Here is a 13,805-nt window from a genome sequence, read left to right on the forward strand (position 1 = left end):
CCTGTTTTCCGTGATGTAACGATTAATTTACGACTTGGCCTGGTTATCATTGGCCTACCGGTCGGTGTAAGGAATAGCTGACAGATCGTCGCATGCACCGTTCAGGGGCGGGCGTAAGCGGTCGAGCGGTGTACAATGCGCCGCGTTTTACTGTGACCCCCTTGCGTAACCACGCAAAAGGCCAAGACCTCAGGGTTTACCTACCCTGATCACTCCGCTCGGCCACGAGCCCTGCGGGTTCGATTTCGTCACAGATAAAAACAAACAGGTGACGCATGACCGTTAGAAAGACGCTGTATTCCTGGTGCCTGCGCTGGGGTTTGAGCGGCGCTGCTTGAGTCGAGATTCAACGCAGCAACGTGCATTCAACATCATCAAACCTTGCGTGAGACCCTTTTCATGAGTGGACCCCATTCCTCTTCAGGCGAGCTGAAACGCGGCCTGAAAAACCGTCATATCCAGTTGATCGCCCTCGGTGGCGCCATCGGTACCGGCCTGTTCCTGGGCTCGGCCGGGGTGCTCAAATCCGCGGGCCCGTCGATGATCCTGGGCTATGCGATCTGTGGCTTCATTGCCTTCATGATCATGCGCCAGCTCGGCGAAATGATCGTCGAAGAGCCGGTCGCCGGTTCCTTCAGCCACTTTGCCCACAAATACTGGGGCGGTTTCGCCGGTTTCCTGTCGGGCTGGAACTGCTGGATCCTGTACATCCTGGTGGGCATGTCAGAGCTGACGGCCGTCGGCAAATATGTGCATTACTGGTGGCCGGAGATCCCGACCTGGGTCTCGGCAGCCGCGTTCTTCGTGCTGATCAACCTGATCAACCTGGCCAACGTCAAAGTGTTCGGTGAGGCCGAGTTCTGGTTTGCAATCATCAAGGTGGTGGCCATCGTCGGCATGATCGCTTTGGGCAGCTACCTGCTGGTCAGCGGCAGCGGCGGCCCGCAAGCCTCGGTGAGCAACCTGTGGGAACACGGTGGCTTCTTCCCCCATGGCGTTGGCGGGTTGGTGATGGCCATGGCGATCATCATGTTCTCCTTCGGCGGCCTGGAAATGCTCGGCTTTACCGCCGCCGAAGCCGACCAGCCACGCACGGTGATCCCCAAGGCGATCAATCAGGTGATCTACCGCATCCTGATCTTCTACATCGGTGCGCTGGTGGTGCTGTTGTCGCTGACGCCGTGGGACAGCCTGCTGGCCACGCTCAATGCGTCCGGCGATGCCTATAGCGGAAGCCCCTTCGTGCAGGTGTTCTCGATGCTGGGCAGCAACACGGCCGCGCACATCCTCAACTTCGTGGTCCTGACGGCGGCTTTGTCGGTGTACAACAGCGGCACCTACTGCAACAGCCGCATGCTGCTGGGCATGGCCGAGCAAGGCGATGCGCCCAAGGCCCTGGCCAAGATCGACAAGCGCGGCGTGCCGGTGCGTTCAATCCTCGCCTCGGCGGCGGTGACCCTGGTGGCGGTGCTGATGAATTACTTCATCCCGCAGCACGCGCTGGAGTTGCTGATGTCGCTGGTGGTGGCCACGTTGGTGATCAACTGGGCGATGATCAGCTATTCCCACTTCAAGTTCCGCCAGCACATGAACCGCACCGGCCAGGTGCCGTTGTTCAAGGCGCTGTGGTACCCGTATGGCAACTACGTCTGCCTGGCGTTCGTGGTGTTTATCCTGGTGATCATGTTGATGATTCCGGGGATCCAGGTGTCGGTGTACGCGATCCCGGTATGGGTGGCGTTTATGGCGGTGTGTTACTGGTTCAAGAACAAACGTAGTGCTGAAGCGGCGTTGGCGACGGCGAATGCCGTATTGAAGTAAGCGAAATATGCAGGCTGTGTGAAAACGCTGCCTGCACCGGTGAAAGCAAATGCCCTGAAAAGAGATCTGGACGTCTGGTATTTCCAGTGCTCACTTGTTTCAAAGACGCTGATGTTTAAACGACTACTTTCTCAACCATGGCAGGACGCCATGAGCTGCACAGTTGCACCCATCCCACTTATTTCATCTGCTGCCATACATTTCACGTCTATACAGCGTGGCCATATAGCCTCATCCACTACAAGACAACTGAAAAGTGTAGTCCGGGCTATTGAAGGTCTTGCCGGTCATGCTTTCAAGAAGGCCGACTTGCGCTGGTGATAGGTCGTACTCATAGATCGCGTCTTCAGGCTCACTCCAGGACATTAGCTCCGATAACTTGTCGTACCGGTCGGCAGGAATTTCAATACTGAAAGCCAACTCCTCGGTTTTTTTATTAAATGCAAGAATTTCATGCTGCATGTCTGATGCTCCTATCGAAATTATTTTGGCGTGGTTCGGCCTGGCTCGGCGTCCTTTGTGCGCTCTCCCGTATCAGGGTTGAACTCTCCAAGATGTTTGCCTTGCTTGTCGTAAAGTTCAACCCGGCCATTTTCATAGTCCCACTCATAAATGCGTCCCTTGCGATCTTTCCAGCGCTTACGCTTTTGCCCCCACGCCTTTAACTGAACTCTTCGAGGGGCTGAGTACCGCATCGGGAAACGCTGTCAGCCCCTTGGGGGCAGGGTGGTAGCTGTGATCGCGGCGGAACTGAAAGCGGACGCGGGTTGGTGCGCGGCTCATTTGGCGCAGTGCGTCGTCGCTGTAGAGCGTTCCGTCACCCATCTGGGTAAGGGAGCATTCCCGCAATGAACACTCCGGCAGGATTGCCGCGAAGAGTCCATCTGAATCCCTGCTGCAAGATGCCGCTACCGGCTATGCGTCCCAATACCGCGTCGAAGCCTACCGCGAATGCAATTGCTTCGATTGACGAGGGAACAAGCATCGGCGCGGCAAGCATGACCTTCCCAAAGTCTGAGGCGGGGACGGTGGCAGAGCCAGGCTTGGTACAGCTCCAGTTTTCAGCGACACAGGACTTGGCAAAGACCAAGTCTGTACGTTCCTTGGGGCGCGGCCATTCATCTTTTTTGATATAGGCCGCCGGCTCTGGCTCGCGGGGTGGATTAAACGCGGCCCATGAGGCACCACCGTTCGGAAGTTTCCGGCTCCATTCGTTGTCAAAAATGCTTTTCGGTGTGTCCTTTTCCATGACAAGTCTCTGTATCACTTGATGTCGAGTCGGGGAGATTGTCGTCCAAAAAGGATGACGGTCAATTTTGCTCGGTAACCTGAAGTTCCAGAGTGCGTTGAGCATGAGCCATATGACGCACAAAGCTCATGTAGCGCTTTTGTCCATTTCTGGGACGGAGTTGGGCGCATCTGTGGAATTTGAATCATCTGGATACGCGATAAGCAAAAGGTGAAAACGCGACAGGCTTTCGCCTGATATGTATACATCTTAATAATCAAACGCGATGAAGTAGTCGCTTTCTAAAAGAATAATCTCACGAGCGAAGTACGCTTAGATCAGTGGTAACCACCTCTGTCGCAGTTCAAACATGCCGTTATTGACGTCCTCGTTTATTGGCAGCCCGAGTTTGGAAATCACGGCGCAATCGTTTCCTAAGTCCGCAGGTTCATCCCTTTCGCTTAGCCACTTTTTGGTTCTGTCGAACCATTCCAATCTAACTTTTAGTCCTGTGTGGCCCCTATCTCGGAACTGGTCACTTACTACCAGTACATAACTCAGTATGGCCAAGACTCCTGAAGGTGGAATGATATCTGATAGTCGTAGTTGTCTTGTTTTATCTCATGTTTGAAGTGAGGCTGTAGGACCGTTACCCACTTACTTGTGAGGTCATAAGAACCGTCAAAAATCTGATAGTCGCTTTCTAGCTCAAGCGAGGCGAGTATTGAATGGTTGTTTTCAAATATAGCTGATGGTTCTTCTCCAATTCCAAGCCCAGTATTTTTTTCAAACCATTCGAGTATTACTCTGAAACTCATAAACCTTTTTCCTCACGGGATTTTAGAGAGGAGCGTTCAGGCATGACGGGCTCACTTCCTTGTGTGGGGGAGTGAGCCTACGCGGGAGGAACAAGGGCCTGGAATCGGCATTTATTCGATGGGAAACGTGGGAAAAGTAGACGGAAAATTCAGCTTGTTTCGAATACATTTTTTCGAGAGCCATTCACCGGCTTTTTAAAATCACACCACTCATGTATTGATTCAAATCGCGAAAATCCTCAACGCTCCACGCATGCGGCGGTACGCGCACACCGTTTTCCTGCAATGTTTTTGGAATCAGGTTCCCATTGGGACGAAGGATCACCGAAGAGACAATCACGCCCGGATAATCAGCCAGGCGTTTTTTGAACGCGGCGGTTGTAAGGTCAGGTGTGGGCGGGCTGCTTTTCCTGGCCAGTGGTCCCGTTGCCTTGAGGTCCGCTCCATGGCACATGGCGCATCGCTGGGAATAGAGATTCTTGCCGTTGGCACTATCGGCGAAGGCCTGCGCAGTTTGAATGAGTGATAAAGTGCCTAGCACAGCGATCAAGGGTATTTTCATTTTTACAGGTGGCCTTGTTGTCGATGTTGTTCCACGTTTGGCTTATCCGTTGCCTAAGGTCTTTGATTCATGCTGGTCATTTCCAACAACGTGCACCTGCCCGACGCCGAGATCGAGTTGACGGCCATCCGTGCGCAGGGCGCCGGCGGGCAGAACGTTAACAAGGTGTCGAGTGCGGTGCACCTGCGCTTTGATATTCCGGCGTCCTCGCTGCCCGAGTTCTACAAGGAACGCCTGCTGGCCCTGCGTGACAGTCGCATCACCAGTGACGGCGTGTTGATCCTCAAGGCCCAGCAATACCGGACCCAGGAGCAGAACCGTGCCGATGCGCTGGAGCGCCTGGTGGAGCTGATCCTCAGCGCCACCAAGGTGGAGAAAAAGCGCCGTCCGACCAAGCCCACCCTGGGCTCGAAAAAACGTCGCCTCGAATCCAAGACCAAGCGCGGCAGCATCAAGGCGGGGCGCGGCAAGGTCGACTTCTAGGCGTCGCGTGTTTCGCGGGCCTTGGGCGCCTGCCGGTACAGGTACACGCTCAGCAGCAAGCCACCCAAGGCGGCGAGAGCGGCGAACAGGAAGATCGACGCAAAACCGAAGCCTGCCGCTACGGCCCCGGCCAACGGGCCGGTGATTCCCAGGGACAGGTCGATAAACAGTGAGTAAGCCCCCACCGCCGAACCGCGGCTGGAGGCGGGCACCAGGTTGACGGCCTCGACCCCCAAGGCCGGGAACACCAGGGAAAACCCAAAGCCGCTCAACGCCGCGCCGGCCAACGCCAAGTTGGCATCCGGCGCCAGCCACAGTAACAGCAGGCCAAGGATCTCCACCGACAGGCAGGCGATCGCCACGCGAAAACCGCCGATGCGGTTGATCAAATTGCCGAACAGCAGGCGCGCGCCGATAAAGCTGGCGCCGAACAGGCTCAGCGCCCACACCGCGTTATCCCAGTGCTGGGTGGTGTAATACAGGGTGATGAAGGTGGCGATGGTGCCAAAGCCGATCGAACCCAAGGCCAGGGCGCAGCCGTGCGGGAGTACCCGGCCAAGGACATTCATGAACGGCAGGCGTACCCCGGCCACAATCGGCGCGGCGACCTTGTTCCACGCCAGCAACAAGCCCACCGCCGCCAGCAGGATAATGCTGACGCCCATGCTCCACAGCCCAAATTGTCTGACCAGCAACACCCCCAACGGTGCACCGACCGCCAGCGCCCCGTAACTGGCAATGCCATTCCACGAGATGACCTTGGCGGTGTTGGCCGCGCCTACCCGGCCGATGCCCCAGCCGATCGCGCCGGACCCCACCAGGCTTTCCGCGCTGCCCAGTACCAGGCGGCCGACCAACAGGCTGCCCAGGCTCAGCGCCGGCAGGCTTGAAAACCACGCCGCGAATAACATGAACACACCGCTCAGGCCACAGCCCGTCAAGCCGATCAGCACCGCACGCTTGCTGCCCAGGTTATCGATGATTTTGCCCGCATACGGCCGGCTCAACAGGGTCGCCAGGTATTGCACGCTGATCACCAGCCCGGCAATCACCGCGCCGTAGCCCAACTCGCTGTGGACATAGCCGGGCAACACGGCCAGGGGGATGCCGATATTCAGGTAGCCGATAAAGGTGAACAACACGATGGAAACAACTTGCAGCGTGACCGCCAAGGGGCGCTGGGTATCTGGCATGGGGAGAGGTCCACTGTCGCAGCAGGTAAAGATAGGCTGCTAATGATAGCGGTGCTTTGGCCCGAACAGGGTAGTAAAACGCAAAAACGTCAGGGGTCAGGGCTTGGCGGGTGCCAGCAACTGGGTAGTAACCAAGGCGGCCAGGGCGTTTTCCTGGGTGCCGAAGCGCTTGAGCAGTACGGCTTGCTTGTCGGCGCTGAGGCGGTTCCATACCTCGACCATCTGCAAGGCAGCATCGAGGACGGCGGTGTCCGGGGTGTCGGGGAGCGTGTCGGTCATGGCGGGTACCTCGGGTGATTCAGGCAGTGTGGAAAGCGCTCAAAGCTGCGCTTTCCACACGGTCTGGTACGGCGTCAGTCCTGGCGTTTGCTGTCGACTGGTTTGGCTTCTTTGGCCTCAGGCTGCTTTGGGCTGGCCTGCTGCGGTGTTGGCTGCTCAGTTTCGTGCAGGCTTGGGAAGGGGAGATTAGGTATCTCGTGCATCGTCGTCGCTCCTCGCAAAGTCTGTTTTTTCAATCGCAGGTGATTCCGCGCTCTCAAAAAGCCTTGGCAGGATACCGCACTGCAAATGACAAAAAGACTTTTATCTCCACCCGGCCTAGAACGGCACTTTGCCCAGAATCATGTCGCGATACATCACAAAATCCCCCAGCAAGCTGTAGAACGGGTGCTGAAACGTGGCCGGGCGGTTCTTTTCAAAGAAGAAATGGCCGACCCAGGCAAAGCTGTAGCCGGCGATCGGCAGCGCCAGCAGCAGGCCTAATGAGCCCCGGCCGATGGCATAGGCCAGAATGCCGATCACCAAGGTGGTGCCGATAAAGTGCAGGCGTCGGCAAGTGCTGTTGCCGTGTTCGCGCAGGTAGTACGGGTAAAATTCGGTAAAACTGTTGAATTGCTTGACGTTTTCCACGTGGCCGGCCCTTTGATTGTTGTGCCGCCCAACAGATGTTCGGCGGGGGGATTATTTGAGTCTAGAGTGATCAGTGGTAACAGCCAGTGACATTAAATGCCACTTTAGTATCCTTGACTTCCTGGCTGCCGTTTTGAGCCTGCTTTATTAAGAAGACGCCATGAGCGAACGAACAACTTCTGCAAGCTGGGCGATGGGGATAGTCAAGGCGCTGGAAATGGATGGCCTGGACTGCCGCACTCTGTTCACGCAACTGGGCCTGGATTACGCCGCCCTCAACGACCCCGACGCGCGATTCCCGCAGGATTCCATGACGCGCCTGTGGCAGCGCGCGGTCGAGTTGTCGGGCAACCCGGCGATCGGCCTGAACATGGGCAAGGTGGTGCGTCCGGCGTCGTTTCATGTAGCCGGCTACGCCTTGATGTCCAGTAACACGCTGGCCGAAGGCTTTATGCGACTGGTTCGCTACCAGCGGATCATCGCCGAAAGCGCCGACTTGAGTTTTCGCCTGTTGCCCGAAGGCTATGCGCTGATTCTGACGGTGCATGGCGACCATCTGCCGCCCACCCGGCAAAGCGCCGAAGCCTCGCTGGCCTGCGCATTGGCGCTGTGCGGCTGGCTGACCGGGCGCACCCTGCAACCGCGCAAAGTCATGTTGCAAGGCGAGCAACCGGTGGACCTGGCGCCCTACAAACAGGCATTTCACGCGCCGCTGCAATTCAACGCGGCCTACGACGCATTGATCTTCGAGCGCGCCGACATGGACGCGCCGTTGCCCACGGCCAACGAAGCCATGGCGCTGCTGCATGATCGGTTTGCCGGTGAATACCTGGCGCGTTTTTCCGAAAGCCGCGTGACCCACAAGGCGCGACAGGTTTTGTGCCGGTTGTTGCCTCAGGGCGAACCCAAGCGCGAAGTGGTGGCCCAGACGCTGCATCTGTCCCAGCGCACCTTGCAGCGGCGTTTGCAGGAGGAGGGCACCAGTTTCCAGACCCTGCTCGACGACACCCGCCGCGAACTGGCCGAGCAATACCTGGCGCAGCCAAGCATGACGTTGTTGGAGATCGCCTACCTGTTGGGGTTTGCCGACCCAAGCAACTTCTTTCGCGCGTTTCGCCGCTGGTTCGATACCACGCCCGGCGAGTACCGGGCGCGGTTGTCGACGATCAGTGACGCCAGAACGCCGGGATGCACAGAACAAAGACAGTGATGATTTCCAAGCGGCCCAGCAGCATGCCCAGCGACAGGATCCACTTGGCCGCATCCGGCAGGCTGGCGAAGTTGCCGGCCGGGCCGATGGTTTCGCCAAGCCCCGGGCCTACGCCGGATACGGTACTGGCGGCGCCGGTGAGCGCGGTCATCCAGTCCAGGCCCAGCAGCGACAGGGCCAGGGCGATGGCGCAGATGGTGATGGCGAAGAAAAACGAAAAGGTCAGGATCGAACGCACAATCTCTTCATCCAGACGGTGGCCGTTGTACTTCTGCTTGATGACCGCGCGCGGGTGAATCAGCTGGTTCAAGTTGGCCTTGAGCAGGATATAGGCGACCTGGAAGCGGAAGATCTTGATCCCGCCGGCCGTCGATCCCGAACAACCGCCGATAAAGCCCAGATAGAAGAACAGCATCAGTGAGAAGTTGCCCCACAGGCTGTAGTCCCCGAGTGCAAAACCGGTGGTCGTCACGACGGAGGTCACGTTCAGCGCCACATGGCGCAGGGCTTCCAGCCAATGCAGGTTGGTGGTCCACCAATACCAGGTGCCGAGCACCAGCCAGGTCACCACCAGCAAGCCGAGCAAGCCCTGAACCTGTTGGTCTTTTATCAGTGCCTTGCGGTTGCCACGCAAGGTGGCCACGTACAGGGTGAACGGCAGGCTGCCGAGGATCATCACCACCACCGCCACCCAGTGCACCGCCGGTTGTTTCCAGTGGACCAGGGACTCGTCGGAGGTGGAAAACCCACCGGTGGAAATCGCCGACATCGCGTGGTTGATCGCATCGAACAAGCCCATGCCGGCCCACCAGAACGCCAGGCTGCCGAGGATGGTGATGCCCACGTAAGCCGCCACGATCAAGCGTGCCACCATGTGCGAACGCGGCATGACCTTTTCCGAGCGGTCCGAGGACTCGGTCTGGAACAGGCGCATGCCACCAATGCGCAGCAGCGGCAGGATCGCCACCGCCATGCCGATAAAGCCGATACCGCCCAGCCAGTGGAGCAACGAGCGCCATATCAGGATGCCCGGCGACATGCTGTCCAGCCCGCTCAATACCGTGGAGCCGGTGGCGGTGATGCCCGACATGCTTTCGAAGAACGAGTCGGTGTAGCTGATGTGCTGGGTCAGCAGAAACGGTAGCGCAGCGAACACGCAGACCACCAGCCAGCTTGTGACGGTCAGTAGGTACATGTCGCGGGGGCGCAGGTTGACGTGTTCGGGGCGGCCGGGGATCACCAGGGCCAGGCCGGCGACAAAGGTAATCATGCTGGCCCAGAGGAACGAGGGCAGGTCGCTGGTGCGTTCGAAAATCACCAGGGTCGCCATGGGCACGACCATGGCGATCGCGAGGGTGATCAGGAAGATGCCGATGATGAAACCGATGATACGTAGGGTCGGCAACGCCATGAAGTTCGCTCGATATAGGGCAGAGGCGCCATTCTACCTGGGGTGTGGGGCATGTAAACCGGGCCCTCCACATGGGTTTGCCGGTGGTGGTACTACTGTGGACAACAGGCATGAAAAAGGCGACCCGAAGGTCGCCTCGTTCAACGCACCACTGATCAGAACTCGTGATCAGCGCTGTCGGGGTTCAGGTCGCTGATGCCCAGCTTGCCTGCCGCGGCTTCGATCGAACCGGTCTGCTTGACCAGCGAGGCGATGGCGTCGCGCACGATCTGGTTGCCCGCGTCGTTGCCGGCCGCGATCAACTGGTCGTAGTGCTCACCCTTGTTGGCGTGGTCAACCATGACCTGGATCTTCGCTTCGGTCGCGGCCAGGTCGGCCTTCAACGCGGTGTCGGCGGCTGGGTCCACCTTGGCCACCAGGGACGACAGGCTGGCGCCGGTCAGTTTGGTGCCGTCAACACGGGTGTACTCGCCCAGGTAGACGTTGCGGATGCCCTTGGCGTCATAGAAGTGCGAGTAGTGGGTGTTGTCGCTGAAGCAGTCCTGCTCATCTTCCGGCGAGTTGGCTTCCAGGGACACTTTCATACGCTCGCCGGCCAGCTCGCCCAGGGACAGGCTGCCCATGCCGAACAGCATCTTGCGCAGGCCGTCGGTGGCAGGTTCTGCCTCCAGGGTGGCGCGGTAGTTATCGTCAACCTTGGGTTTCCAGTTGCCGACCATTTCTTGCAGGTCGCTGACCAGCAGTTGGGTCACGGCGCGCAGGTAGGTACGACGACGCTCGTTGTGACCGCCAGTGGCGCCGTCGCCGGTCAGGTAGTCCGACGCGGGACGGTTGCCGGCGCCTGGGCCGGTACCGTTCAGGTCCTGGCCCCAGAGCAGGAATTCGATGGCGTGGTAGCCAGTGGCGACGTTGGCCTCGGAACCGCCCAGCTCGTTGAGGCTGGCGAGTTTTTCCGGGGTGATTTCCTTCACGTCGACCTTGTCTTCGCCGACCTGGACTTGAGTGTTGGCGATGATGTTGGCGGTGGCGCCTGGGTTACCCAGGGCGTGCTCGTAGGACTTGTCGACATAGTCGATCAGGCCTTCGTCCAGGGGCCAGGCGTTCACCTGACCTTCCCAGTCATCAATGATGGTGTTGCCGAAGCGGAATACTTCGCTCTGCAGGTAAGGCACGCGCGCGGCAACCCAGGCAGCACGGGCGGCCTTGAGGGTTTCGTCGTTCGGCTTGGCGAGGAAGGCGTCGATGGCGGTCTGCAGGGTTTTCGCAGTGGCTTCGGCGTCGCTGTACACCGCGAACACCATGTCGGCGTAATGCGCGACCACGGCTTTGGCGGCGGCTTCGTCGACCTGGCCGGCAGGAGTGGCAGCCGCTGGAGCGGTAGTGCTGGCAGCCGGGGTCGGCGCCTGGTTGGCTGCGGGCTTGTCTTTACCTTCGCCGCAACCGGCGAGAGAAATGGCAATAGCCAGCAGACTGGCGGTGGCCAGGGGCATACGAATCATGGCGAACATCCTGCTTCGGTTGTTGATGGGACGCGCGGGGGAGCGCAAAAACTGCGACATAATGCGAAAGATTTGCATTTTGTGTAAAGGGGTACACGCGGGAAATATTCAGTATCGTATTGCCGCGTCAGAGAATGGCCGCGTTATTGCGCTCGGCCTGCTTCAAAAAAGCCGCCAGCTCGCGTGCCTGCAAGGGTTTGCTGTAGTAGTAGCCCTGACCTTCGTGGCAGCCCTCGGAAATGACGTAAGCCTCCTGTTCCGCAGTTTCCACGCCTTCGGCGATCACCTGCATGCCCAGGCTTTTACCCAGTTGGATAATGGCGCGCACGATGGTCGCATCGTCGTCATCGTCCAACAGGTCCTGGACGAAGCTCTTGTCGATCTTGATCTTGTCCAGCGGCAGGCTCTTGAGGTAGCTCAGGGACGAGTAGCCGGTGCCGAAGTCATCGATGGCGATCAACGCACCGGAGCGGCGCAGGCTCAACAGGTGCTGGGCGGCGGTGCTGATGTCTTCCATCAGGCCGGTCTCGGTGACTTCCAGCTCCAGGCTGCGCGGCGGCAGGCGGTAGATCTGCATCAGGTTGTTGACCACCCTCGGCAATTCGGAGTGGTGCAACTGCACGGTGGACAGGTTGACCGCCATGCGCAGGGCGGTGAAGCCCTGGTCGTGCCATTCGCGCAATTGGCGGCAGGCCTGGTCCAGCACCCATTCACCGATCGCAATAATGGTGCCGTTCTGCTCGGCCAGTGGGATGAACAGGTCCGGCGGTACCAGCCCATGCTCCGGGTGCTGCCAGCGAATCAGCGCTTCCACGCCCACCACGTGCTGATCGCGGTAGCTGATCTGCGGTTGGTACACCAAGTGAAACTGGTCGCGGCTCAACGCGTCGCGCAGGTCTTTCTCCAGTTCGCGGCGGCGGCGCATTTCGCTGTCGACGCTGGCGATATAGAACTGATAGCGGTTGCGCGAACGGCTCTTGGCCAGGGTCATGGTCTGTTCGGCCTTTTGCAGCAGCTTTTCGGTGCTGTCGCCGTCTTCGGGGAACAGGGTGATGCCGATAGTGGCGCGCAGACGGATCTGCTCGTGGTCGAGGGCGAATTCCGCTTCCAGGTCGTCGAGGATGCTTTGCGCCAGCTCGGCGGCTTCGTAAGGTTGGTCGATGTCGGCCTGCACCAGGGCGAACTGGTCGCCGCCCAGACGCGCGAGGGTCCCAAGGCGGCCACTATGGGCACGCAAGCGGTCGGCCAGGGCCAGCAGCAATTTGTCGCCGACCTGGTAGGTGAACTGCTCGTTGATGCTTTTAAAGTCATCCAACCCTACACATAACACCGCCACCCGGCGTTGCCGGCGACCGGCATCGATCAGGATCTTGTCCAGTTGCTCCTGCAGCTTCTGGCGGTTGGGCAGACCGGTCAGGAAATCGTACTGGGCCATGCGCAACAGGCTGCTTTCGGCTTCGTGGCGCAGGTGGGTGTTGCGTTCGATGGATTCCAGCAACTGGTTGGCGGTGTTGATCCACAGCCCCAACTCGTTGTGCTCGTGCCCCTTGAGTTGCGGGATCTTATGCTCGCTGGGCCGATCCGGATTGATGGAGGTCAGGTGTTCGATTATCCGCGACAACGGTTTGGTCAGCAGCCAGTGATACACCAGGTACAGCACCAGGCCCATGGCCAGCGCGCGTAACACGCCGGAAATAAAGATGACCACCGAGCTGACAATAAAACCCTTGCCGTAGGTGGCGGTGTCGAGGGTCAGGCTCAGGTCGCCGTAATACTCGCTGTACGGGCCTTTGCCAACCAATGCAGTGGTGAAGGTGCGTTCCTGGCCAAGAATCAGGTCGGTCAGCCAGCGGCTGGGGGACTGCTGCAACGCGCGGCTTTTTTCCGCCAGCATGGTCTCGTTGGGATGGCCGATGGAGGCCATGCGCACGGCCTCGTCCTGAAACAGCCCTTCGATCACCTGCATGCCCATTTCGCGGTCCAGGCTGTAGACGGCCTGGGTCGAAGGGTCGCGAAACATGTCGAGGATGCGCTGGGCATCGCCGGCTACGGCCTGGCGTGTCTTATAAGCATCGAACACGATCTGCGCCACGCTCAGCGCCACGCCAACGATCAATGCCGAGAGCAGCACCACCCTTAGCAACTTCACCGACAAGCTGTTTTTGAGTTCCAGCTTCAAAGGGGCATTCCTTGTCTCATGCGGGTGGCCTTCAATATGCCATGAGTATTGGCAATCTGATGGCGGCCGTCAAAGGAACATTGGGGCGTGGGGTAACGGGAAGCGGTCGAATGCAGGTGGGGCAGGAAGAGGGCGGATAAAATCCGCCGCTCTCTGGTGTGGCGCGGGGCCCAAAGGGCGCGAACCTTTTGGCTATCCCGCCTGGCGGGACCCGCTGTTTTATGCGTTGTAACTGATCTGAACAGTGTTGCTCTGGTGCGTATCGGCGCCGATTTTGCCTGGGTCCTGATTGGCGCTCGTGCTTTTTGCGTCCACGATCTTCCCGAGCACATCCAAGCCTTTGCCCAGCAAATCCAGGCCTTGGCCGACGACTGGCATCACTGATGACAATGCCGACATACCCATCGATAACGGATCCATTGCGGAGTCTCCTACATGAACTGAGAGAGGTATTTCTCTCGTCGTCTGGGTGGCGAATTCGTTTCAGTGAGT

General features: G+C 58.8%; 16 protein-coding genes. 3 read left to right on the plus strand and 13 right to left on the minus strand.

The genetic code is table 11. The annotated features are described in order from the left end of the window. Positions 1 to 399: 399 nt before the first annotated feature. Positions 400 to 1,821 carry an amino acid permease gene (locus AB4O23_RS10090; RefSeq protein ID WP_017529173.1) on the plus strand — a complete coding sequence of 474 codons (1,422 nt, stop codon included), beginning with the start codon at positions 400 to 402 and terminating at the stop codon, positions 1,819 to 1,821. Positions 1,822 to 2,052: 231 nt separating this feature from the next. Here the strand turns inward: AB4O23_RS10090 and AB4O23_RS10095 are convergent, their stop codons facing one another. The 6 genes from AB4O23_RS10095 to AB4O23_RS10120 form a co-directional block, all read right to left on the minus strand. Further along, positions 2,053 to 2,283 (minus strand): DUF7683 domain-containing protein, encoded by a 231-nt coding sequence (locus AB4O23_RS10095; RefSeq protein WP_135196404.1) that lies wholly within the window; start codon positions 2,281 to 2,283, stop codon positions 2,053 to 2,055. A 20-nt stretch (positions 2,284 to 2,303) separates the two neighbouring features. After that, a complete protein-coding gene (locus AB4O23_RS10100) occupies positions 2,304 to 2,516 on the minus strand; it encodes a colicin E3/pyocin S6 family cytotoxin (RefSeq protein WP_411736592.1) in 213 nt (70 codons plus the stop codon). 122 nt (positions 2,517 to 2,638) lie between these two features. Further along, positions 2,639 to 3,070 carry a hypothetical protein gene (locus AB4O23_RS10105; protein WP_068937283.1) on the minus strand — a complete coding sequence of 144 codons (432 nt, stop codon included), beginning with the start codon at positions 3,068 to 3,070 and terminating at the stop codon, positions 2,639 to 2,641. 312 nt (positions 3,071 to 3,382) lie between these two features. After that, positions 3,383 to 3,619, minus strand: coding sequence for a cloacin immunity family protein (locus tag AB4O23_RS10110; protein ID WP_262984022.1), 237 nt, complete (start codon positions 3,617 to 3,619; stop codon positions 3,383 to 3,385). Next, positions 3,607 to 3,867: a colicin E3-like toxin immunity protein gene (locus tag AB4O23_RS10115; protein WP_460063033.1), complete on the minus strand. Its 261-nt coding sequence runs from the start codon at positions 3,865 to 3,867 to the stop codon at positions 3,607 to 3,609. Before AB4O23_RS10115 ends, AB4O23_RS10110 begins: the two co-directional genes overlap by 13 nt. 184 nt (positions 3,868 to 4,051) lie before the next feature. Continuing rightward, positions 4,052 to 4,429: a c-type cytochrome gene (locus tag AB4O23_RS10120; RefSeq protein WP_068937285.1), complete on the minus strand. Its 378-nt coding sequence runs from the start codon at positions 4,427 to 4,429 to the stop codon at positions 4,052 to 4,054. A 69-nt stretch (positions 4,430 to 4,498) separates the two neighbouring features. On the opposite strand from AB4O23_RS10120, the gene arfB reads away from it, so the two are divergent. Beyond that, positions 4,499 to 4,912, plus strand: a complete 414-nt coding sequence (gene arfB, locus AB4O23_RS10125) for an alternative ribosome rescue aminoacyl-tRNA hydrolase ArfB (RefSeq protein WP_017529168.1) — start codon at positions 4,499 to 4,501, stop codon at positions 4,910 to 4,912. Here arfB and AB4O23_RS10130 read toward each other — a convergent pair. The 3 genes from AB4O23_RS10130 to AB4O23_RS10140 form a co-directional block, all read right to left on the minus strand. Then, positions 4,909 to 6,105: an MFS transporter gene (locus tag AB4O23_RS10130; RefSeq protein WP_017529167.1), complete on the minus strand. Its 1,197-nt coding sequence runs from the start codon at positions 6,103 to 6,105 to the stop codon at positions 4,909 to 4,911. The two genes, arfB and AB4O23_RS10130, sit on opposite strands and share 4 nt — an antisense overlap. A gap of 96 nt (positions 6,106 to 6,201) precedes the next feature. After that, on the minus strand, positions 6,202 to 6,384 hold the full coding sequence (locus AB4O23_RS10135) for a hypothetical protein (protein WP_017529166.1): 183 nt from the start codon (positions 6,382 to 6,384) through the stop codon (positions 6,202 to 6,204). Positions 6,385 to 6,702: 318 nt separating this feature from the next. Next, positions 6,703 to 7,014 (minus strand): Mpo1-like protein, encoded by a 312-nt coding sequence (locus tag AB4O23_RS10140; RefSeq protein WP_017529164.1) that lies wholly within the window; start codon positions 7,012 to 7,014, stop codon positions 6,703 to 6,705. Positions 7,015 to 7,174: 160 nt separating this feature from the next. On the opposite strand from AB4O23_RS10140, the gene AB4O23_RS10145 reads away from it, so the two are divergent. Next, on the plus strand, positions 7,175 to 8,224 hold the full coding sequence (locus AB4O23_RS10145; RefSeq protein WP_065876691.1) for an AraC family transcriptional regulator: 1,050 nt from the start codon (positions 7,175 to 7,177) through the stop codon (positions 8,222 to 8,224). Here the strand turns inward: AB4O23_RS10145 and AB4O23_RS10150 are convergent. The 4 genes from AB4O23_RS10150 to AB4O23_RS10165 form a co-directional block, all read right to left on the minus strand. Then, entirely contained in the window at positions 8,181 to 9,635 is a 1,455-nt protein-coding gene (locus AB4O23_RS10150; RefSeq protein ID WP_460063036.1) for a TrkH family potassium uptake protein, read from the minus strand. The genes AB4O23_RS10145 and AB4O23_RS10150 overlap by 44 nt on opposite strands. Positions 9,636 to 9,790: 155 nt before the next feature. Continuing rightward, a complete protein-coding gene (locus AB4O23_RS10155; RefSeq protein WP_017529161.1) occupies positions 9,791 to 11,134 on the minus strand; it encodes an imelysin family protein in 1,344 nt (447 codons plus the stop codon). Positions 11,135 to 11,261: 127 nt separating this feature from the next. Then, positions 11,262 to 13,313, minus strand: a complete 2,052-nt coding sequence (locus AB4O23_RS10160; protein ID WP_460150467.1) for a putative bifunctional diguanylate cyclase/phosphodiesterase — start codon at positions 13,311 to 13,313, stop codon at positions 11,262 to 11,264. A gap of 219 nt (positions 13,314 to 13,532) precedes the next feature. Further along, positions 13,533 to 13,733, minus strand: a complete 201-nt coding sequence (locus AB4O23_RS10165; protein WP_017529159.1) for a hypothetical protein — start codon at positions 13,731 to 13,733, stop codon at positions 13,533 to 13,535. Positions 13,734 to 13,805 lie beyond the last annotated feature (72 nt).

Source organism: Pseudomonas sp. H2_A10, from assembly GCF_054680085.1.